General features: G+C 44.8%; 18 protein-coding genes. 5 read left to right on the top strand and 13 right to left on the bottom strand.

The features are described from left to right. Positions 1–6 precede the first annotated feature (6 nt). Together AC58PV_RS26595 and AC58PV_RS26590 are read right to left on the bottom strand one after the other, a co-directional pair. On the bottom strand, positions 7–645 hold the full coding sequence (locus AC58PV_RS26595) for a hypothetical protein (protein WP_497435661.1): 639 nt from the start codon (positions 643–645) through the stop codon (positions 7–9). A gap of 72 nt (positions 646–717) precedes the next feature. Then, positions 718–1,689: an ABC transporter substrate-binding protein gene (locus AC58PV_RS26590; RefSeq protein ID WP_497435660.1), complete on the bottom strand. Its 972-nt coding sequence runs from the start codon at positions 1,687–1,689 to the stop codon at positions 718–720. Between the two features lie 310 nt (positions 1,690–1,999). Here AC58PV_RS26590 and AC58PV_RS26585 point away from each other — a divergent pair, with 310 nt between their 5' ends. Then, on the top strand, positions 2,000–2,425 hold the full coding sequence (locus AC58PV_RS26585) for a VOC family protein (RefSeq protein WP_497435658.1): 426 nt from the start codon (positions 2,000–2,002) through the stop codon (positions 2,423–2,425). A gap of 83 nt (positions 2,426–2,508) precedes the next feature. Here the strand turns inward: AC58PV_RS26585 and cls are convergent, their stop codons facing one another. From cls to glgB, 5 genes are all read right to left on the bottom strand, one after another. Beyond that, positions 2,509–3,969 carry a cardiolipin synthase gene (gene cls, locus AC58PV_RS26580; protein WP_497435657.1) on the bottom strand — a complete coding sequence of 487 codons (1,461 nt, stop codon included), beginning with the start codon at positions 3,967–3,969 and terminating at the stop codon, positions 2,509–2,511. A gap of 104 nt (positions 3,970–4,073) precedes the next feature. Next, entirely contained in the window at positions 4,074–5,510 is a 1,437-nt protein-coding gene (gene glgA / locus AC58PV_RS26575) for a glycogen synthase GlgA (protein WP_497435716.1), read from the bottom strand. A 50-nt stretch (positions 5,511–5,560) separates the two neighbouring features. After that, positions 5,561–6,673 carry a glucose-1-phosphate adenylyltransferase subunit GlgD gene (gene glgD, locus AC58PV_RS26570; protein WP_497435656.1) on the bottom strand — a complete coding sequence of 371 codons (1,113 nt, stop codon included), beginning with the start codon at positions 6,671–6,673 and terminating at the stop codon, positions 5,561–5,563. 6 nt (positions 6,674–6,679) lie between these two features. Next, a complete protein-coding gene (locus tag AC58PV_RS26565; protein ID WP_068670193.1) occupies positions 6,680–7,828 on the bottom strand; it encodes a glucose-1-phosphate adenylyltransferase in 1,149 nt (382 codons plus the stop codon). Next, positions 7,771–9,777 carry a 1,4-alpha-glucan branching protein GlgB gene (gene glgB, locus AC58PV_RS26560; RefSeq protein ID WP_497435654.1) on the bottom strand — a complete coding sequence of 669 codons (2,007 nt, stop codon included), beginning with the start codon at positions 9,775–9,777 and terminating at the stop codon, positions 7,771–7,773. The genes AC58PV_RS26565 and glgB overlap by 58 nt, the downstream gene beginning before the upstream one ends. Before the next feature lie 181 nt (positions 9,778–9,958). Between glgB and AC58PV_RS26555 the strand changes: the two genes are divergently transcribed. From AC58PV_RS26555 to AC58PV_RS26545, 3 genes are read left to right on the top strand one after another with little or no spacing between them, the layout of a single operon-like run. Next, entirely contained in the window at positions 9,959–11,080 is a 1,122-nt protein-coding gene (locus AC58PV_RS26555; RefSeq protein ID WP_497435653.1) for a peptidylprolyl isomerase, read from the top strand. A 54-nt stretch (positions 11,081–11,134) separates the two neighbouring features. After that, positions 11,135–12,001, top strand: coding sequence for a class I SAM-dependent methyltransferase (locus AC58PV_RS26550; RefSeq protein WP_497435652.1), 867 nt, complete (start codon positions 11,135–11,137; stop codon positions 11,999–12,001). A 3-nt stretch (positions 12,002–12,004) separates the two neighbouring features. Then, on the top strand, positions 12,005–12,715 hold the full coding sequence (locus AC58PV_RS26545) for an RluA family pseudouridine synthase (protein WP_497435651.1): 711 nt from the start codon (positions 12,005–12,007) through the stop codon (positions 12,713–12,715). A gap of 22 nt (positions 12,716–12,737) precedes the next feature. Here the strand turns inward: AC58PV_RS26545 and AC58PV_RS26540 are convergent, their stop codons facing one another. Next, positions 12,738–13,142 (bottom strand): MarR family winged helix-turn-helix transcriptional regulator, encoded by a 405-nt coding sequence (locus AC58PV_RS26540; RefSeq protein WP_497435715.1) that lies wholly within the window; start codon positions 13,140–13,142, stop codon positions 12,738–12,740. Between the two features lie 330 nt (positions 13,143–13,472). Between AC58PV_RS26540 and AC58PV_RS26535 the strand changes: the two genes are divergently transcribed. Then, entirely contained in the window at positions 13,473–13,640 is a 168-nt protein-coding gene (locus tag AC58PV_RS26535; protein ID WP_157265131.1) for a hypothetical protein, read from the top strand. On the opposite strand, the gene gyrA is transcribed toward AC58PV_RS26535, so the two are convergent. From gyrA to AC58PV_RS26510, 5 genes are read right to left on the bottom strand one after another with little or no spacing between them, the layout of a single operon-like run. Then, positions 13,631–16,072 carry a DNA gyrase subunit A gene (gyrA, locus tag AC58PV_RS26530; RefSeq protein WP_497435649.1) on the bottom strand — a complete coding sequence of 814 codons (2,442 nt, stop codon included), beginning with the start codon at positions 16,070–16,072 and terminating at the stop codon, positions 13,631–13,633. The genes AC58PV_RS26535 and gyrA overlap by 10 nt on opposite strands. 23 nt (positions 16,073–16,095) lie before the next feature. Beyond that, the gene (parE, locus tag AC58PV_RS26525; protein ID WP_497435647.1) at positions 16,096–18,069 is read right to left on the bottom strand and encodes a DNA topoisomerase IV subunit B; all 1,974 of its coding nucleotides are present in this window, start codon (positions 18,067–18,069) and stop codon (positions 16,096–16,098) included. Positions 18,070–18,096: 27 nt separating this feature from the next. Continuing rightward, positions 18,097–19,089, bottom strand: coding sequence for a DUF2705 family protein (locus AC58PV_RS26520; RefSeq protein WP_497435646.1), 993 nt, complete (start codon positions 19,087–19,089; stop codon positions 18,097–18,099). 15 nt (positions 19,090–19,104) lie between these two features. Further along, positions 19,105–20,067 carry an ABC transporter ATP-binding protein gene (locus AC58PV_RS26515; RefSeq protein WP_497435644.1) on the bottom strand — a complete coding sequence of 321 codons (963 nt, stop codon included), beginning with the start codon at positions 20,065–20,067 and terminating at the stop codon, positions 19,105–19,107. Between the two features lie 12 nt (positions 20,068–20,079). Next, positions 20,080–20,895: a GDSL-type esterase/lipase family protein gene (locus tag AC58PV_RS26510; RefSeq protein WP_497435642.1), complete on the bottom strand. Its 816-nt coding sequence runs from the start codon at positions 20,893–20,895 to the stop codon at positions 20,080–20,082. Between the last annotated feature and the right edge of the window lie 112 nt (positions 20,896–21,007).

The raw sequence follows: 21,007 nt of genomic DNA, 5'->3' as shown, positions 1-21,007 counted from the left end.
AAATAATCACATAAAATGAAAACGACTTAAACCTGCTCTTGCTGCCAAAGCATCAATCGTAATTTCTTCCGTATAGTCCCGTTCTAACATGAACTTCGCGTATTCCAACGCAATCGACGTTTTGTGTTCTTCATTTTGCAAAACCAGACTAAGTAACTCGTAGAAACCCGCCTCTGCCCGGAACAGATCCGCGATGGTACCATTCTTCCAATGAGTCACAATCATTTTAACTAATGGAATAACCGTAGAAACGGGAAGATGAATGGCTTCACCTTCACCTGGGAACGTGATGACAGATTGGATATTCGGCTCTGCAGCATCCTTATGTTCAATAGCAGCTGCTTGGAACCGAAGTACATATACCCCATGCTCCTCGTCTTTGGGCAGACCTACTTCAATAAGTTGTCCTGGCTTACAAATGAATACAGTGCCCATCCGCAATGCGAAGTATTGACCATTGATGACCAAACGGCCTTCTGTCGTATCCGAGATAACTAACATAAGTGAGTCTGCCTTCATAAAATCTCGTTCAACTGGCCATTGCAAATCCTTAATCACAATTCGTTCAATGTTGGTCAACTTGTACCACAATCTGTTAAATGGATGCTCTTCCTCTACTTCTGAAGGAGTGATCTCATCGTTCATCTATACTCGCTCCCTTTGTACCGATGTAAACGCGTAAAAGACGAGGGAATCCCCCGTCCTTCCTTGCACGTATTATTTGATTAGTTTACTTAGAACATCATCAATGATTAATTGATTAGCGATCACATTTTGATTGAACCAGTGACCCGAATCCACCTCATACACATGACCTTGCTTCACCGCGGGCAATTGCTGCCACAATGGATTATCCACAGGAGGTTTCGGACGACCTTTGCCAGAAAGAACGAAAATGTAATCCACATCATCGAGCTGAGCCAGCGTTTCCAAGGAGTATGTATCATAGTCTCCCTTTAGCATTTTCGGCTGCTTAAATCCAAAGCCTTGGTACAGTAACTTTCCACTATAGAAATTCGCTCCGAACAATTTAAACCCTTTTTCATTCGCGGATTGGAATAATACGGCTGATTTTTCCCCGACTGCTGCACGAATCTTATCTTTGGAAGTCGCTAATTTCTCATCATATTTCTTAATTGCCTGCTCAGCTTCCTTGACTTTACCCAGCACTTCGCCTAGTTTGGCAACATTTCCGCGCCAGTCATTCTCATCATTAGATAAGACGAAAGTAGGAGCAATTTTGGAGAAATCCTCATACGTTCCATTCTTCATGTACGTTGGTGCTACTAGAATAATGAGATCTGGGTTATGACTTAACGTTTGCTCGGGTTTGAGTCCACCTGTCATGTCAAGAACTGGAACTCCGTTCAATACATTTTGCAAATACTGCTGTGGCTCACCTGCTGCAGACCATTGTGCGACAGGCTTAATGCCGATTGCGGTTAGTCCATCTTCGAGGAAAGGAGCAATGACACGTTTGACCTCACCAGGGATTTTCACTTCATGTCCCATTGCATCCGTCAGGACACGTTCTTGCGGTGCTTTTGCTGCAGCTGTCTCTGCGGCTTGTGTTGTACTCGCAGGCGATGCTGCACTTTTCGTATCCGTACCAGCTCCACAACCGGCTAGAAATAACGTAGACACGAGTAGAACTACTGTAAAATTAACCAGTTTTCTTGCTTGAATCATAATCATAAATCCTCCTAGATGATACTGATAATCATTATCGATATATAGGAGTATATAGGACAATTCCACATTTGTGAATACGTAAAAATGCTGACTTTTCTTCTAGCAACCGCACGATTGCATAGTTTTGATTTTTGTGCGCTAGCGTGCGATGGCTCAAGCCTCGGGCCAGTTACTCCAATCGTTGTCCGCCGAAGGCAGAGCTCAACTCCAGTCCCTATACTCCGCTTATAGGCTTGGTGGATTTTCTATATACCCAGTGGTAGAATATAGGAGGTTGTCCCCATATCACAATTAGAGGAGAATGGTCATGTCAATTAATGCTTATTTAAATTTCCAAGGAAACACGCGCGAAGTTGTGACTTTCTATGCTGAAGTATTTAATTTGCCCACTCCCAAAATCATTACATTCGGCGATATGCCGGCACATCCTGACTATCCGCTTCCTGAAGAAGCCAAAAATGGCGTTATGCACACGCGACTAGATATTAACGGAAGCCCGCTCATGTTCTCTGATGTGTTCCCAGGAATGCCGTACGTAGTAGGTAACAACATCAGTCTTTCCTACGTTAGCGCGAACGCTGACGACATCCAAAATGCTTTCCATAAGCTCAAAGAAGGCGGAAAAATTGGCATGGAGCTTCAAGCAACGGACTGGAGCAAGTTGTATGGCCAAGTTGAGGACAAGTTTGGCATTCTTTGGCAGTTCAATCTTGACAGTGGTGAAAATTTCTAAGAATTTCACATAAGTCTCTCTAATATAAAAGGATTCCGTAGCTCACAAATTCAGGTGAGATGACGGAATCCTTTTGCATTTCGCTATAAGATTGGTGATATCAGCTTCGAGATCGATTCCAAGAATCGGATGCGGAGTGAACGCTTCTCATATTCCTCCAACGTCAATTCCATACACCCCTCCATATCCATCCAGAAGGTATCTTCCAGTTTCGCCGCTGTTTCTTCATGGAACATCAGGGCATTCGTCTCAAAATTAAGCCTTAAACTGCGAATATCGAAATTCGCCGTACCGACTGATGCCACTTTGCCATCTACAATAATTGTTTTGGCATGTAGAAATCCGTTATCGTACAAATAGCATTTCACGCCTGCACGTAACAACTCACCGACATAATACAAGGAAGCCCAATGCACGAATAAATGATCCGCCTTCTCCGGAATCATAATTCTTACATCAATTCCCGATAGAGCTGCAATTCGTAAAGCGTTCAACATACTTTCTTCGGGAATAAAATAAGGTGTTTGCAGCAGAATTCGACTTTTGGCCAAATGAATCAGCTTAAGAAATGTATACACAAAGTGCGGCCAAGTTTCGTTCGGGCCACTAGCAACAATTTGCATAGGAACATGTCCTTGCTTGGCTTTCTCCAAAATGGCTGGGAAATACGTCATTTCAACATCCAACGTTTCTGTCGAAGCGAGGTTCCAATCCAGGATGAATCGTGATTGTAATGCCCGCACGACACTGCCTGACAATCGAAGATGGGTATCCCGCCAATAACCAAATTTCGGATCCAGGCCCAGATACTCATTTCCAATATTAAATCCGCCAATATAGCCAATCTGCCCATCAATAATCACAAGCTTGCGATGATTTCGATAGTTCACCCGATAATTAAGGAAAGGAATACTTGAGGGAAAGAATGCTGCCTTTTGTCCGCCAGCTTGTTTGAATTCTTTGAAAAAAGAATCTTTCAACGTACGGGACCCAATATCATCATACAGAAACCGAACAGTGACCCCTTGCTTCGCTTTGCGTGTGAGTACTTCCATAATGCGCTGACCCAAGGTATCATTTTTCACAATATAATACTGCATATGAATATGGTGCTGAGCAGCTTCCATTCGATCAATCAAATCATTAAACTTCTCGACCCCATCTGTGAAAATATGTACGTCATTATCCTGTGTCAGAAATGAATCATTCGTTGCTACATTCAAATAAATCAAATAGCGATACTCCATAACCATCGGATCGATATATGGAAAAGTTCCCTCCATGAGCTGTTGCCGCTGCTCACCAATCACAGTTTGCATGCGCTCCTGCATTCGCTTATTCCATTTATACAACTTTCGACGGCTCAAGTTTTGCCCTAACATCACGTACAATAGAAAACCAAGAATAGGAATAAATAATAACACCATTAACCACGACCAAGTAGCAGCTACATTACGTTTTTCTAAGAATACCACAGTGAGCGCCAGTAAAATATTTACAACGAACACCATCGTCAATACATGTGAAAGCCAATCCATGCCCATCCCTTACCACTCCAACTCTTTTTACTCGTCTAGTTCTATTATACCTGAATTTTCTAATAAACGAAAAAAGCCTCCTCATTCTTTCGAATTTAGAGGCTTTTTTGCTATACGTGAACGGTCATTTGGTTGTAAAGCGTGATATATTGCTGTGCCGATTTGCGCCAGCTAAAGTCACCTTTTTTCATATTGTTCCCAATCTTCAACCAACTGTCACGATCATTCTTATAAAAGAAAACCGCACGCCTGATGATATGCAGCATATCATGCGCATTATAATTCGTGAAGGAGAACCCCGTACCTTCCCCTGTAAACTCATTATAAGGCTGCACGGTGTCCTTCAGACCGCCAGTTTCACGGACGATTGGCACGGAACGATAGCGCAGTGCAATCAACTGCCCAATGCCGCATGGCTCGAATTGGGATGGCATTAAGAACAGATCAGACGCCGCGTAGAACTGATGCGCTAACGCTTCATCGAAATAAATGTGCGCTGACACTTTAGTCGGATGTGTGACGGCAGCGTTCCTGAACATTTGCTCATAAACAGGTTCGCCAGTACCGAGAACAACTAGCTGAATATCCAAGGCAAGAATTTCACGGAGCACGTGCTGTATCAAATCTAGACCCTTCTGTTGAACAAGACGAGTAACGAGTACAATCATCGGGATATCCCCATTCACAGGAAGTCCTAGACGCTCCTGAAGCGCCGTCTTATTCTGTGTCTTTTTCGATAAAGAGTCCCGATAATTCACAGCCAAATTCTTGTCTGTCATAGGATCGAAGACGTCATAGTCAATCCCATTCACGATGCCTGTCAATTGATCTTTGCGATGACGAAGCAAGCTGTCCAGAAACTCACCGTAATACGGTGTTTGGATCTCCTCTGCATACGTCTGACTAACCGTTGTGATCTGATCTGAATAGAGCAGTCCCCCCTTCAGGAAGCTTGCGCCACCGTGAAGTTCTAGGGCTGTTCCTGAGAAGTGATCATCGGACAAGCCAAACAAATCCTTAAACACTTCTTGACTGAATACACCTTGATATTTCAAATTATGGACGGTTGTCATTGTCTTGATCTCACTAAAGAATGGCAAATGGAGATAGTGAGCCTTCAGTAGGACAGGAATCATTCCCGCTTGCCAATCGTGACAATGAATCACATCCGGTCTGAAATCCAAGTACGGCAAGGCCTCAATGACGCCTTTGCAGAAGAAACCAAACCGCTCCGCCTCATCCCCGTAGCCATAGATGCCAGGACGCTTATAGTAAAATTCATTATCAACGAAATAGAAGGTAACCCCTTCATGAACCAGCGTATCAATTCCAATAAACTGTTTACGCCAACCCAATTGCACTTCGAATGATGCTAGATGTGACATCTCTTCCCTATATTTGGCTGGAATATCACCATATTTGGGCAAAATAACACGCACATCAAGTCCCTGACGTGTCAACTCTTTGGGTAAGGAGCCGATCACATCTGCTAATCCACCTGTCTTTATAAAAGGAACGGCCTCCGAAGCCGCGAACAGTATTTTCATCATGCCACTCCTCCAACTTTGCTAGAACCTGATCTAACACCACATTGCAATTAGATCACTTTGGTTTTCGCTGCAATGAACGGTGCTTTATTGTCACCTGTTAATACGCGCCCCCGGCTAATGAAGACATCCTTATCCAGAATCGCATTCTCGATAATTACATTTTCCTCAATTTCACAGTTTTGCAGAATAATACTATTTTTCACGTAGGCACCTTTGCGGATTTTCACTCCGCGGAATAGGATGCTGTTCTCTACTTTCCCTTCAATTTGGCAGCCATTCGCGATTAGTGTATTTTTGGTAGCTGCAGATTCCATATATTTCGCAGGCGGCTCATCCTTGACCTTCGTATATACGAGGTTGTTCTTTTGGAAGAACAGCTCCCGCCAAATCGCTGGGTTCAACAGCTGCATGCTGTGCTTGTAGTAGCCTTGTATGGAGTTCACAATGCCCAAATGACCCTCAAACTTATAGCCGTACACGCTCAGTTTATCAATATTTTTCATAATACCGTCACGTACCAAATGGTCATACCCTTGCGCTAAGCAGGACTCAACCATATCAAGAAGTAACGCCTTGCTCATGATATACATTTCCATGGAGATGTTATTCGTCCGCAAGCGCCCGGTATGATCTTCCATCAAAGTGACTTGACCTGTTTCTTTCACAGCCATACGGCGGAATTTCCCATGAATTTCTTCATCTGTTTGTTTATAAATGACAGTGATATCCGCTTGCATATCTTCATGGTAACGAACGGCATCGTTCAGATCAAGATTGCACACCATGTGACTGCGGGAAATGATTACAAACTCTTCTTTGCCTCGGTAGAAATAGTCGCGATGGCTATAGAACTGGTATAAATCTCCACGCGAGATCCCCGTCGGTTCATCAAGTACGGAAGGTAGAACGAATAGTCCCCCGCGCTTACGATCCAAATCCCACTCTTTACCAGATCCCAGATGATCCATCAGTGAACGATATTTGTGCTGTGTGAAAACAGCCACATTATCAATTCCGGAATTCACCATATTGGAAAGTGCAAAATCGATTAACCGATAACGACCGCCGAAAGGCACAGATGCCGGGCAGCGAAAATAAGTCAGTTCCTCCAAATCATCCGGTTCATTGACTAAATTAATGACTCCCATCACATGTTTCATCCGATATCATCCCTTCTGATTAGCGTAGCCTGTTACCCGTTCGTTACCGCCAATAAGCACAATTTCGCCATTGCCATCTACAACTGCACCATCTTCAACGACCGTATTCTCACCAATAATAGCTTTGATAATCGTTACGTTATTACCAATCTTGGCATTCGGCATAATGACGGAATCCTTAATTTGGCTGCCTTCACCGACTTGAACCCCGAAGAAGAGAACAGAATGATCAACATCTCCAAATATCGCACAACCCTCATTCACCAATGAACGCTTAATATTTGCTGTAGGTGCTACATATTGAGCAGGTTGGTACGGATTCTGTGAATATACACGCCAATCTTTATCATTTAAGTTAAGTTCATTATTGTCATCTAAAAGGTCCATATTCGCTTCCCATAAGCTATCTATGGTTCCGACATCCTTCCAATAGCCTTGGAATGGATAAGCAAACATTCTTGCTTCATCCTTCAACATCATCGGAATAATATCTTTCCCAAAATCCTTGCTAGACTCTGGATTCGCCTCATCTTCAAGTAAATACGATTTCAAAGCTTTCCAGTTAAAAATGTAAATCCCCATTGAAGCCAAGTTAGAGTTTGCTTCCTTCGGCTTTTCAGCGAATTCCGTAATCTCTTGCTTCTCATTTACGCTCATGATGCCGAATCGGCTGGTCTCTTCCCATTTCACTTCGATAACCGCGATTGTTGCATCCGCTTTTTTCTCTTTGTGATAGGAGAGCATGAGATCGTAATCCATTTTATAAATATGGTCACCCGAGATGACCAAGACGTATTCGGGATCATACTGCTCGATAAATCCAATATTCCGATAAATCGCGTTTGCAGTTCCTTTGTACCAATCTCCGCCTTTTTGCTCCATGAATGGTGGCAACACGGTTACACCGCCATACTTGCGGTCAAGGTCCCAAGAGCTTCCAATACCGATGTACGTATTCAGAACGAGCGGCTGATACTGTGTAAGAACACCAACCGTATCAATCCCGGAATTCGTACAATTGCTGAGAGTAAAATCAATGATGCGATATTTGCCGCCAAAGTGAACAGCTGGCTTAGCTAAATTGTTCGTCAGTACGCCTAATCTTCGCCCTTCTCCTCCAGCGAGGAGCATAGCAACACATTCTTTACTGCGCATATTTGATTTCCCCCTTCACCTTCATCAATCTCTGATTGGAATTCACTCACACACTTGATATAGACAGCCGCAAGCGGCGGAATACATAACGATAAACTGTATGGCATGCCATGCATGGAACTTGCTTTACTTGTGATTGGCAGTGTATTCCCCTGACCAGAACCACCGAACTCTGTCGCGTCGCTATTAAATACAATCTCATACAGACCTAATTTCGGAACGCCGATCCGATAATCCGGATGAACAACAGGTGTAAAATTACACACGAGAATAAGTTCATCCTCCGGCGATTTCCCTTTTCGCATATAAGTGACAACACTTTGGCTCTCGTCATGGGGATTAATCCATGCAAAGCCTTCTGGATCATGATCCAGCTGCCACAAAGCCGGTTCGTTCAAATAAAACTGATTGAGCGACTTCACATATTGAAGCATCTGCTCATGTTTCTCGTAGCCATCTAGAAGAAACCAATCCAACTCCTCGAGATCCTTCCATTCGTCGAATTGACCGAATTCACTTCCCATGAAGAGCAGCTTTTTCCCTGGATGTCCAGACATGTACCCATATAATACTCGTAGATTAGCGAATTTCTGCCAATAGTCTCCTGGCATCTTATGCAGGAGTGAACGCTTTCCATGCACAACCTCATCATGTGACAAAGGGAGTACATAATTCTCGCTCCACGCATACATGAAAGAGAAGGTAATCAACTTGTGATTATATCGGCGGTGGATGGGATCCAGCTTCATATATTTGAGCATATCGTTCATCCAACCCATATTCCACTTGTAGTTGAACCCAAGCCCACCTTCGTGTACAGGAGCTGTCACAAGCGGCCAATCTGTGGAGTCTTCCGCCATCATCAACGCATCAGGGTAATAGGAGAACACAACTTGGTTCAACTTGCGAATGAACGCAACAGCCTCCAAATTCTCATCCCCGCCGAGTTGATTAAAGATCGGCTCCTCATTCCATCTGCCGAAATTAAGATGCAGCATGGAAGCAACAGCGTCCACCCTAATGCCATCCATATGATACATATCCATCCAGAATAAGGCATTTGAAATCAAGAAACTCTGGACCTCTGGCCTTCCGAAATCGAAGGTAAGTGTTCCCCACTCCAGCTTCTCTGCTTTGCGAGGGTCCTCATACTCATACAGAGGCATGCCATCAAACTGACGCAGTCCATGACTGTCCTTGCAGAAATGGCCTGGGACCCAGTCCATAATGACCCCAATTCCCTTCTGATGGCAGCGATCTACGAAACGCATGAAATCTTTGGGTGCACCGTGGCGACTCGTCACTGAAAAGTATCCCGTTGCTTGATACCCCCAAGAACGATCGAAGGGATGTTCCGCAAGCGGCATGACCTCGATATGGGTATACCCCATTTCTACTGCATAATCCACCAATTCACTGGTTAATTGTTCGTACGTATAGAGCTCCTCGCTTGTACGATCTTTCTTACGCCAAGTACCCAAGTGCACCTCATAAATGGATAGCGGCTTGTTATAAGCGGGAACTTCTTTCTTCTGCTGTTGCCAAGCTTGATCTTGCCATTCATAACCCTCCAAATCAACAACCCGTGATGCCGTACCGGGCCTTAATTCAGAATAGAAGGCATAGGGATCAGCTTTTAACAAAATCTGCCCTGTCTGACTATGAATTTCGAACTTGTAGTAGTCACCTTCACGTGCTTCTGGAATGAATAACATCCAAAGACCTAATGAACTAATTCTTTCCATCGTATGCTCGCCGGATTGCCAATCATTGAAATCACCAAGGACAAACACGGTTCTCGCATGCGGTGCCCAAACGGCGAATCGAACACCTTCATGCCCTTTTTCTTTGCTAACATGTGCCCCTAAGATACGATAACTGTGGAAAAGGGATCCTTCATGAAGCAGAAATAAATCCTCGGAGCTGGGTATACCAACATTTGCTCCCACATTATCCCCCCTTATTTCGACATGTCTTTACCCAAAGATGCGTGTAATGAAACGACTCTACCTCTACAAATACAACAAACAGGTAATGAATTCCTTCAATTCGTTCTGATAAAAAAAAGGAAATCTCTCAACCTTCGGTGAATTAATGGTAGGACATGATATGAAAGGTGGATCACTCATAATGAAAGACAAAGTAAAAGGACTTATCGTAGGTTTAACCATTGGTTCTGTTTTAAGCGGAACCGTAGCGTTTGCAGCGGGTACACAAATCGAAGTCGCTTTCCGCAATCTGACGTACATGTTTGATGGTGTCGAGAAAGCACCAACGGGTGCGAAAGGATTCATTTATGAAGGGGATACCTATGTTCCACTGCGTTTCATGAGCGACTCCCTTGGCAAAAAAGTTGCGTGGGATGATGCAACAAGTACCATTTGGATCGGCAACAATCCGAATCAAGTCGTTGCAACTTACTCAGGCGGAACGGTGACGAGAGCTGAGTTTGATGTCGTCTTTAACGTTAAATCACTGATAGATAGTGCATATGCAAGCTCCAAGGACAATATCGACTATCAAACAAGTATTCTCAAAGAATTAGTATCGAACCGGATTCTCTATGGTCGGGCGTCTGAAGCTGACCAAGAAGCTGCAAAAAAGAATGCTGCTGGACAGGTTGCTGCATGGAAGCAGCAAATGGGCGTTGATAAGTTTCAAGCGGATTTGAAAAACGCAAAAGTGAAGGAAACCGAACTTCAGTACTTCCTTGTTGGCAGTATGACAGCGACTAATTACGTGAAATCCAGTGTAACGGACGCTCAATTGAAATCTCAGTATGATGCGGCACTTGCTGCAAATAAAGATGCGTTTACCATTGCTTCTGTACGTCATATTTTGATCGGACTTACGGACCCATCAGGTAAAGCTCTTCGCACGAAAGAAGAAGCTCTAACACTTGCTAAGGATATTCAACAGAAACTCAAAAATGGCGGAGATTTCGCTGCGCTTGCTAAGCAATACTCTGAAGATCCAGGTTCGAAAGATAATGGTGGCCTTTATGCGGATGCCGATGTAAGTCTATGGGTTGAAGGATTCAAAAATGCAGCGATCTCACAAACAGTTGGTGTGATTGGCGATCCCGTTGAAACAGAGTTTGGCTACCATGTGATCAAAGTTGACTCTCGCTCTGTTAAACCACTTGCTGCAGTGAAAGATTCACTTCGTGCGGCAGCTGAGCAAGCACTGTTCCAACAATTTTCCGAAACTGAACTGCCTAGTTTGATTGAAAAGATCGATTTAGGTCAATAAATGGTGTACAATGGTTGTTTAGTGAAGAAATCAAGTTGAAGGATGGATTGCAACATGTTTTATGCAAAAGACTGGGTCGATTATGAACTGCTCGATACGGGCGGCGGCGAAAAGCTTGAACGTTGGGGTACGATTGTGCTGCGCAGACCCGACCCACAAATTATTTGGCCTCTACAGAAAGAAACACCAGCTTGGCGTCAAGCGGATGCGCATTATCACCGCAGCTCTAGCGGCGGCGGCCAATGGCAGCAGAACGCAGAGCTTCCTGAGCGTTGGACAATTACGTATGATCAGAAGCTAACCTTTTATATTAAACCAACTAGCTTTAAGCATACGGGGCTCTTTCCTGAGCAAGCTGTGAACTGGAAATGGATGATGGACAAGATCAAAGGTGCCGGTCGTCCCATTAAAGTACTTAACTTGTTCGCTTACACTGGCGGAGCATCACTGGCTTGCGCACACGCTGGCGCGGAAGTATGCCACGTCGATGCATCTAAAGGTGTTGTCCAATGGGCAAAGGAAAATCTGCATCTTAGCGGTATGGGCTCCAGGCCTGTTCGTTTCATTACGGATGATGTGTTCAAATTCGTTCAGAGAGAACAGCGCCGCGGCAGCAAGTACGATGCGATCATTATGGATCCACCTTCGTACGGACGTGGGCCTAACGGTGAAACTTGGAAGCTGGAAGATGATCTCTTCCCCTTCATCCAGACATGCCAATCTATTTTGACGGACAACCCGTTGTTCCTGTTAATTAATTCTTATACGACAGGTATCTCGGCTACTGTACTTCAGAACATTTTGACTATGGCGATGAAAGCCAAGCATGGCGGAACGATCTCCAGCGGTGAAATCGGCCTTCCGATCACGCACTCCGGTCTTATGCTCCCTTGCGGTATTCTTGGACGCTGGGAGGCGTAAGCAGTGGCTCTCAAGAATGATAACGGTGCATCGCAAATACCGATTCTCTTCGAAGACAACCACATTCTCGTGGTTGAGAAGCCCGTCAACATGCCTACGCAGGAAGACGAGTCACGTGATCTTGACTTGCTGAACGCCTTGAAGGCGGACATCAAGGAGCGGTACAACAAGCCCGGCAATGTCTACCTCGGGCTTGTCCATCGCTTGGATCGTCCCGTTGGCGGCGTGATGGTCTTCGCCAAAACGTCAAAAGCCGCGTCCCGACTATCGGACGCGGTAAGAACAAGGCAGCTCGACAAGACGTACGTCGCTGTCGTGCACGGTAAACCCTCCCAGCCGGCCGCTACGCTGCGCCACTGGCTGTGGAAGGATACGCGGACGAATACCGTCAGCGTGGTCAAGGCAGGCCAGCAGGACGCCAAAGAGGCGGTGCTGGACTACAAGCTGCTCGGCAGCCATGACGGGCTCAGCTTGATTGGGATCAAGCTGCACACCGGGCGGCCGCATCAGATCCGCGTGCAGCTGGCTGCCATCGGCTGCACGCTGTATGGGGACCAGCGCTACGGCAGCGCTGTCAACAAACCAGGCCAACAGCTTGCGCTGTGGGCGACGGCACTATCCTTTGAGCATCCTGTGCTCAAAGAGAACATGCACTTCCGGTCGCTGCCGCCTGCGCAGCGCCCTTGGAACGCATTCACCATTCCCGAGCTATAAGGGAATGACGCTCTACATCAATCTAATTGGCAACCTTGCCCAATAAATAAATAAGCAATTTCTGATTATGAGCGGAAACGCGATTCAGGTACGAATCCAACAGTTCTTCACGGATTCCACGGCCTCTCTCGCATTCCGCTTTTCCTTTGTCCGTGACATGGATCCAAACGATACGGCGATCTTTCTCGTCGCGTACACGGGTAATCAACTCCGCTTTTTCCATCCGGTCTAACAAGGTTGTAACGGCAGCAGGTGTCGTGGATAAATACTCGATTAAATCCGAAGGCTTCATACGTTCATGGATTAGGAGCAATTCAAGCACATTCAGTTGTCCTTCCGTAATCGTAGGAGCTAGACCTACCTCCATCTGATTTTTCAATTCCTTCGATAATTTTAGCCATAGCTTTCCGAATTCATCGGAATACATCCTCATCAACTCACTTCCATTTTCACCTATTTACAGCAAGTATAGCATGCCTTTTCTCTACTTTAAAGATTAATGCCATTAATATTTTCTTACAAAAATTGCGAGATTCATGGACATGCTGTGGTTTGCTGATACCTGTTGTCGAGCCTTCCCATAGTTTGTCTAGTCTTGTGCAGAATGACAAGCGAATCGACTTCTTTTAACAAGTTGCCCAGTACATACATATACTAATCGAAGGTGTCATGCTCCCTACAAATTACGTTGCTTCCCTTTCATTCCAGAGAAACTTAACCTGCATGGCTGCCAACTTACGTTCAAGGAGTGATTGCATTGGAAGCTTGGAAAGTAGAGCTAGGCCGCAAAGCGTTGGAAGCCGGTATGCTAAAAGACCCACAGTGGCTGGATCGATTAGACGAACCGATGCCCCTGTGGGTCTTATTGGAATTAGCTTTTGCATTGATTGAAAAGTTGGATCCACCAACCGTTAGTTACGATTGAGGAAAGCGTAAAATTTCAACAATCGATTCTGTTTTCGTCACAGGAATAAGTGATTTACCCTGAGCTTTACGATCCTCTAATGGAGCTGTCTCCGTTGAGAAGCGCAGCTTCTCGCCATTACTCATAACAGCTGTAATTAAGTAATCCATCTTCACAATGAAAGTTCGGATTAACGCTGAACCGTTCGGTCTGACACGCTTGCCTTCTTTGAATTCGAAGGTAATAATCCCCTTACCGCCGCGACCTTGAATTGGGTAATCTACCACAAGAGATCGCTTCGCATACCCGAGGTCCGAGATTACTAGTACTTCCCCTTCATCCCCATAGATCCACTCAGCTGACACGACTTCATCGTCATCCTTGAGCTGGATGCCGCGTACACCTGCGGCTGAACGGCCCATCGGGTTTACTTCTTCCTCACGGAATCGAATGCTCATGCCTTGTTTCGTGACGAGAAGAATTTCCTTCGTATTGTCACTCATTTGAACATGCAGCACTTCATCTTGCTCGCCCAGCTTACACGCAACGATCGCATTAGATCGATTCGTCATGTATTCTTTCAGCTCAGTCCGCTTTACTTGTCCCTTCCGTGTAACGAACACGAGTGACTTCGTCGGATCCTCGAAGCCCTTCACAGGAATGACATTCACGATGCGATCTTCCTTGGCAATCGGGATGACATTCACGATCGCGGTTCCATTGTCTTTCCACTTATACTCTGGAATTTGATGGACAGGCAATAAGTAGTATTGCCCCTTCTTCGTGAAGATCAGCAAGCTCTCGATCGTATTCACGTCCAGCAAGAAACGAAGGTAATCCCCTTCCTTCATGCCTGTATTCTCAAGCTCCCCACCTGAACGCGTGAAGGATAGCTTGCTTGTACGTTTCAAGTAGCCTTCATTGGACAAGGTGACAAGCACATCTTCCGCTGTTACAAGAACTTCTAGATTCACTTTCAGTTCTTCGACTTCTCCTTGAATCTCCGAGCGGCGATCAATCCCATATTTCTTGCGAATTTCGCCCATCTCATCTTTAATCACACCCAGGAGTTTCTTCAAGCTGCCCAGAATTCCGCGCAAATAGGCAATTGTTTTCTGAACATCCTTCAATTCCTTCTCCAGCGTTGTTATTTCCAAATTCGTTAAACGGTATAATTGCAGGACGAGAATCGCATCAGCTTGACGTTCCGAAAAATGAAACTTCTCTACGAGGTTATTTTGAGCGTCCTGCCGGTTCTTCGATGCTTTGATCGTGGCAATAACCTCATCCAAAATGTTCAGTGCTTTCACAAGTCCTTCGAGGACATGTGCACGATCTTCCGCTTTTTCTAACTCGTATTGGGAGCGGAACGTTACAACCTCCTTCTGGTGCTCAATATAAGCTTCCAGAATCTCGCGGATACCGAGCTGACGAGGTGCTTTATTCACAATCGCAACCATGTTGAAGTTATACGTAACTTGAAGATCCGTTTTTTTCAGCAAATAAGCCAAAATCCCTTGTGCATCCGCTTCCTTCTTAAGCTCGATCACGATACGAAGCCCATTCCGTCCGCTTTCATCCCGCACTTCGGCAATACCCTCGATTTTTTTCTCCAAACGGATATTTTCCATTGCGGTCACTAACCGGGATTTAACCACTTGGTAAGGGATTTCCGTAATCACGATTTGCTGTCTGCCGCCGCGCATCTCTTCGATCGCTGTTTTGGACCGAATATATATACGACCTTTACCCGTGCGGTAAGCTTCGCGAATGCCTTCTTCTCCCATGATAATCCCTGAAGTAGGGAAATCAGGTCCTTTGACAATCGTCATTAACTCGTCAACCGTGATTTCCGGTTTATCTATCATTGCTATGCAAGCGTCAATAATTTCACGCAGGTTATGTGGCGGAATTTCTGTTGCAAAGCCTGCAGAGATCCCGCTAACGCCGTTAACTAGCAAATTCGGGTAGCGAGCAGGCAGAACAACTGGCTCTTTGGTTGAATTGTCGAAATTATCTTTGAATAGGACCGTGCGCTTCTCGATATCACGCAGTAATTCCATAGCAATTTCGGACAACCTTGCTTCTGTGTAACGCATCGCTGCAGGCGGATCATCGTCTAAGGAACCCCAGTTACCATGTCCATCGACGAGCGTGTGACCCATTTTCCATGGCTGTGCCATACGAACCATACCATCATAGATCGATGAATCACCATGTGGATGGTAGTTACCCATCACATCCCCAACGGTTTTGGCAGATTTCCGGTAAGGCTTATCTGGCGTATTGCCGGAGTCATACATCGCATACAACACACGACGTTGCACTGGCTTCAAGCCATCTCTTACGTCAGGTATCGCACGATCTTGAATAATATATTTGGAATACCGACCGAAGCGATCACCTACGATCTCCTCCAGGAAGGCTGGTAAAAACTCTTCTAAAATGCTCACTTTCTCGTCACCACTCTTTATGATTACTCAACATATTCCGTAAAATCAACGTTTTCGATAATCCATCTCTTGCGTGGATCTACTTTATCGCCCATTAATGTTGTCACACGTCGTTCTGCTTTGGCTGCATCTTCGATCTGCACTTGGAGCAGTGTTCGACTCTCCGGATTCATCGTCGTTTCCCACAACTGATCCGGATTCATCTCGCCTAATCCTTTATAGCGCTGAAGCTCCGTGTTCTTACCAAGCTCTTTCACGACAACCTGCAGTTGATCGTCCGTCCAAGCGTATTTATGACCACCATTTTTACCTTTTCTCGTCACTTTATACAGCGGAGGCTGAGCAATATACACTTTGCCTGCATCAATCAACGGTTTCATGTAACGATAGAAGAACGTGAGCAGCAGCACTTGAATGTGCGCACCATCTGTGTCGGCATCTGTCATCAAAATGATTTTGCCGTAATTCGTCTCTTCTGCTTCGAACTCCGATCCTACCCCTGCTCCAATCGCAGCGATAATGGCTTTGTACTCTTCATTTTTCAAAATATCAAGGAGCTTGGCTTTCTCAGGATTCATCGGCTTGCCTTTGAGCGGTAATATCGCTTGATGCTTCGAATCGCGCCCTTGTTTCGCTGATCCACCCGCAGAGTCACCTTCCACGATGAATAGTTCATTCCGCTGCAGATCCTTGGATTGCGCTGGTGTAAGCTTACCATTCAGGTTCGAGCTCTCGCTCTTGCCTTTCTTCCCGCTGCGAATTTCTTCACGCGCTTTACGTGCAGCTTCTCTCGCTCTAGATGCTTGTACGGCCTTCTTCAGCATCATTTGAGCGATTTGCGGATTTTCCTCAAGGAAAACGGTCATTTTATCGGATACCACGGCGTCCACGGCACTACGTGCAATAGCACTTCCTAGTTGGTCCTTTGTTTGACCTACGAATTCGACATCGCCCATTTTGATATTGATGACGACCATCATACCTTCTCTGAGATCGGTTCCATCGAGGTTTTTATCCTTTTCCTTGAGAATGCCCCCTTTACGGGCATATTCATTCATGACACGCGTATAAGCTGTCTTAAAACCTGTCTCGTGCGTTCCCCCACCGCGTGTTGGAATCGAGTTGACGAACGAAGCAATCGTCTCCGTGTAGCCATCATTGTATTGGAGTGCGACTTCAACTTCAATTTCGTCCTTCTCCGAGGCAAAATGAATGACAGGATGCAGTACGGTCTTCTCTTCGTTTAAGAAGGCTACGAACTGGCTTGCACCGCCTTCATATTGAAACTGATCGACTTTATCTGTGCGTTCGTCTTTGAGGTTTACTTGAAGTCCCGAGTTCAAGAAGGCAATTTCCTGCAGCCGCTCAGCGAGTGTATCGTAGTTAATCGTCGTTCCACCTTGGAAGACGCGTTTATCTGGTTTGAACGTTACTTTCGTCCCTGTACGATTGGTGTTGCCGATAACTTCAAGTCCTGTAACCGGTTCACCCACATGTTCTATGCCTTTATCATCAACCCAATACTCAAAGCGCATCTTATGCACTTTGCCATCACGGTTAATCTCAACTTCCAACCACTCGGATAGTGCATTCGTTACGGAAGCCCCTACACCATGTAAACCACCAGATTTCTTATACCCTGAACCACCGAATTTACCTCCTGCATGAAGAATCGTAAATACGACTTGAGGCGTTGGAACACCAGTCTTATGCATACCTGTAGGAATACCGCGGCCATTATCATGGACGGTTACCGATTGATCTTTATGTATCGTGACATTAATTTTGGAACAATGTTTTGCCAGATGCTCATCGACTGCATTATCTACGATTTCCCAGATCAAATGATGTAGACCTGAAGAACTGGTACTGCCAATATACATCCCTGGTCTTTTACGAACAGCAACAAGCCCTTCCAGGACTTGAATATCGTCTGCTTCGTAATCTGTCGTGGGAGTCGGGGCTTTCCCTTTCGCAAATTCTAGCTGCTCAGCCATTGGAGCCCTCCTTTATCTCTTTGATCTCTAATTTAAAATATCTTTGCGCGAAAATACCGTAAACGAAACGATAAGCGCTAGTATGGTCCATACACTTAGTACACTAAGCGAGAACCCTAAATCCATTCCCTGAATCGGTGGGATGCCTCCAGTCAAATACTTGGTTAGGTCCAAGTTGACCATAAACAAATATTTAGCCGTCTCCCACGAAGAAACCATGTTCGATAAAATGGTTCCTGATATTAATACGGCAAGCATGACCCCCATACCTGCTGCGGTTGATCGAATTAGTACAGAAAGCATAAGCGACATGATCGCTACGACGATTGCTGTAAACCATACTAAGCCGAATTCCATCAAGAGAAAGAACCATTGATCCACGGCGCGGACACGACTAAAATCGACATCTGCCCCTGATAACTGTATGCCTGTGAAGATCGGCATGTTCCATCCGTTGTAACCAAATACAACGCCAGAAATCAAGTAGCATATCAATCCCGTCGACAACACAGTCAGTGAGGTAAAGAAGATCACGGTAATTAATTTACTCAATAGGATTTTCCAACGCCTGACCGGTCTTGTCAACAATAATTTAATAGTCCCCGTAGAATGCTCGGATGATACGATATCTGCTGAAATGACCATAATAATCAACGGAATAAATAATCCTACAGCATTTTTCACAAATTCACGTGTAAATGTAACCGCATTCGGCGAACTTGGATTCACGTCTTGATCTAAATAATAATTCGCAATTTGAATTTGAACTCGCAATTGCTGCTTCCATTCATCTGGTGTTCGTGCAGAACTGAGGCGTTTCTCCCAATCGGTCACTTTCTGCCGCTGATCTGCCTTCCAATCCGATGTACCAAATTGCTTCTGCGTATGTTGAGCAACTCGCATTTGAGCATAAGTGAACATGGGAATTAAAGCAAGAAGAATAAGTAGAATGACATAAAATCGCTTTTTCTTAATCATTTTTATCATTTCATTTTTAACTAAAGCATAGAGTCCTGTCAATTCATTCACCTTCTCCTACTCAATTCGTTCCCCTTCAGTTAGACGCAAGAACAAATCTTCAAGTGTTGGATTTTTAATTTCTACGGCATATAAACTAATTCCCTTTTCGATAAGGAGTTGATTTAGCTTAGGAATGTCTTCTTGATTCATCTGCGTTGAAATCTGCTTAACCGTTGGAGGTAAGTTTGTTAGGCTTTCCGACTCAACGGAGATCGCTGAAAGCACAACCTCAGATGATTGCAGTACGCGGTACGCTTCTTCACCTGGTGAAACCGTCCATACGACCCTGCCACCTTGTGCAATGAGTTCATCTACAGCTCCTACTTGAATGACTTCACCATGACTAATAATCGCTACACGATCACACATTTGCTGAAGTTCACTAAGCAAATGACTTGAAACGAATAGACTCAGTCCATCCGCTGCTAATCGTTGTATAAACTCCCTCATTTCTTTGATACCTTGCGGATCAAGCCCATTAGTAGGCTCGTCCAGAATCAGAAGACTTGGTCGCCCTAATAAAGCCTGAGCAATCCCCAAACGTTGACGCATCCCGAGGGAATAGGTCCTTACTTTATCATGAATACGTGCATCCATCGAAACAATCTCCACGACTTCTCGAATCCGATTCTCATCCACATCTGGAAGCATGCGAGCGAAATGTTCGAGATTCTCCCACCCTGTCAGGTAGGAATAAAGCTCAGGATTTTCAACGATACAACCCACTTTTCGCATCGCTTCATCATGTTCTTTATGTACATCAAATCCACAGATATGAATAGTCCCTTCCGTAGGGCGAATTAAATCAACGAGCATACGAATGGTCGTCGTTTTGCCTGAGCCATTAGGCCCAAGGAAACCAAATATTTCGCCAGCGTATACGTCAAAAGAAATGCCTTTAATAATCTCTTTGTTTTTGATGCTTTTTCTAAGATTATTGACAGATAAAACAATTTTAGGCGTTGCAGCTATAGCCATACCATGTCCTCCCTATTTTAAAATTTGGACGATCCGATCTGCGATTCGCTCATACCCATCCCCATTCGGATGAAAATGATCAGCAGATGATAAATATTTGATCAAATTTTGATCAAATAGGTCGTAGGTAGGAACAATGAGCATCTGCGGGTATTGATTCGTCAGTTTAAACACACCGTTATTCCAGCGCTGCACGGTTAAAGAACCCTGTCTTGATGGATCAAGATCTAGGAAAGGGTGATATAAACCGATATATAAGAGCGTTGCTTTGGGATTGGCTTGATTGATGGCCGCAATAATCTTTTCCATTTTGGCTAGTGCTGGATCTACTCGTTTCTCAGCTGCCTCTGGATTAAATTCAGTTTGATTATCACCTTTAAAGAGCCCTTCCCCTCCTGCAAAAATATCATTTCCACCGATCGTAAGCAAAATAATATCGGCTTGCGCTAGCGCATCTTGTGTTTTTTTCAATGCTAAATCAGTAAGTAATTGATCACTTTTGTAACCGGGAATAGCGAGATTGTTAAGTACAAAGACTGGCTTACCACTTGCTTTCTCCAGCTTCTCACGCACACGTCCAACATAACCTTTGCCTGTATTGTCGCCAGTTCCAGCTGTCAGTGAATCTCCTAAAGCGACAATTTGCAGCTTAGAGCTGCTTTCAATAACCGATGGTTTCGTAGGTGCCGGAGTCGCGAGTTGCAAGTCTCCAGACGCCTTAGGAAACCATATTTGATTCGCCGCGTACGCAAAGCCAACAGCGAAAACAATCGTAGAAATTGACGCGGTCAAACCAATGGCACCCCAGATGAAGCGAGATGATTTCAATGCTGTCCCCTCCTGCGAATCTTTGGCATATTTCCAATTTAAGAGTATAGCTTCTCGTCAAATTTTGCAAACATTGGACAGATTAGATGAATTTACGGGATGTGAATGCGGT

Source organism: Paenibacillus sp. J22FR83, assembly GCF_059691955.1.
This window is presented reverse-complemented; position numbering and strand designations above follow the sequence as displayed.

Excerpts from the sequence above, each read along its gene's own strand:
- AC58PV_RS26595 (WP_497435661.1), bottom strand. The coding sequence starts at position 645 with ATGAACGATGAGATCACTCCTTCAGAAGTAGAGGAAGAGCATCCATTT.
- AC58PV_RS26590 (WP_497435660.1), bottom strand. The coding sequence starts at position 1,689 with ATGATTCAAGCAAGAAAACTGGTTAATTTTACAGTAGTTCTACTCGTG.
- AC58PV_RS26585 (WP_497435658.1), top strand. The coding sequence starts at position 2,000 with ATGTCAATTAATGCTTATTTAAATTTCCAAGGAAACACGCGCGAAGTT.
- cls (WP_497435657.1), bottom strand. The coding sequence starts at position 3,969 with ATGGGCATGGATTGGCTTTCACATGTATTGACGATGGTGTTCGTTGTA.
- glgA (WP_497435716.1), bottom strand. The coding sequence starts at position 5,510 with ATGAAAATACTGTTCGCGGCTTCGGAGGCCGTTCCTTTTATAAAGACA.
- glgD (WP_497435656.1), bottom strand. The coding sequence starts at position 6,673 with ATGAAACATGTGATGGGAGTCATTAATTTAGTCAATGAACCGGATGAT.
- AC58PV_RS26565 (WP_068670193.1), bottom strand. The coding sequence starts at position 7,828 with ATGCGCAGTAAAGAATGTGTTGCTATGCTCCTCGCTGGAGGAGAAGGG.
- AC58PV_RS26555 (WP_497435653.1), top strand. The coding sequence starts at position 9,959 with ATGAAAGACAAAGTAAAAGGACTTATCGTAGGTTTAACCATTGGTTCT.
- AC58PV_RS26550 (WP_497435652.1), top strand. The coding sequence starts at position 11,135 with ATGTTTTATGCAAAAGACTGGGTCGATTATGAACTGCTCGATACGGGC.
- AC58PV_RS26540 (WP_497435715.1), bottom strand. The coding sequence starts at position 13,142 with ATGTATTCCGATGAATTCGGAAAGCTATGGCTAAAATTATCGAAGGAA.
- parE (WP_497435647.1), bottom strand. The coding sequence starts at position 18,069 with ATGGCTGAGCAGCTAGAATTTGCGAAAGGGAAAGCCCCGACTCCCACG.
- AC58PV_RS26515 (WP_497435644.1), bottom strand. The coding sequence starts at position 20,067 with ATGGCTATAGCTGCAACGCCTAAAATTGTTTTATCTGTCAATAATCTT.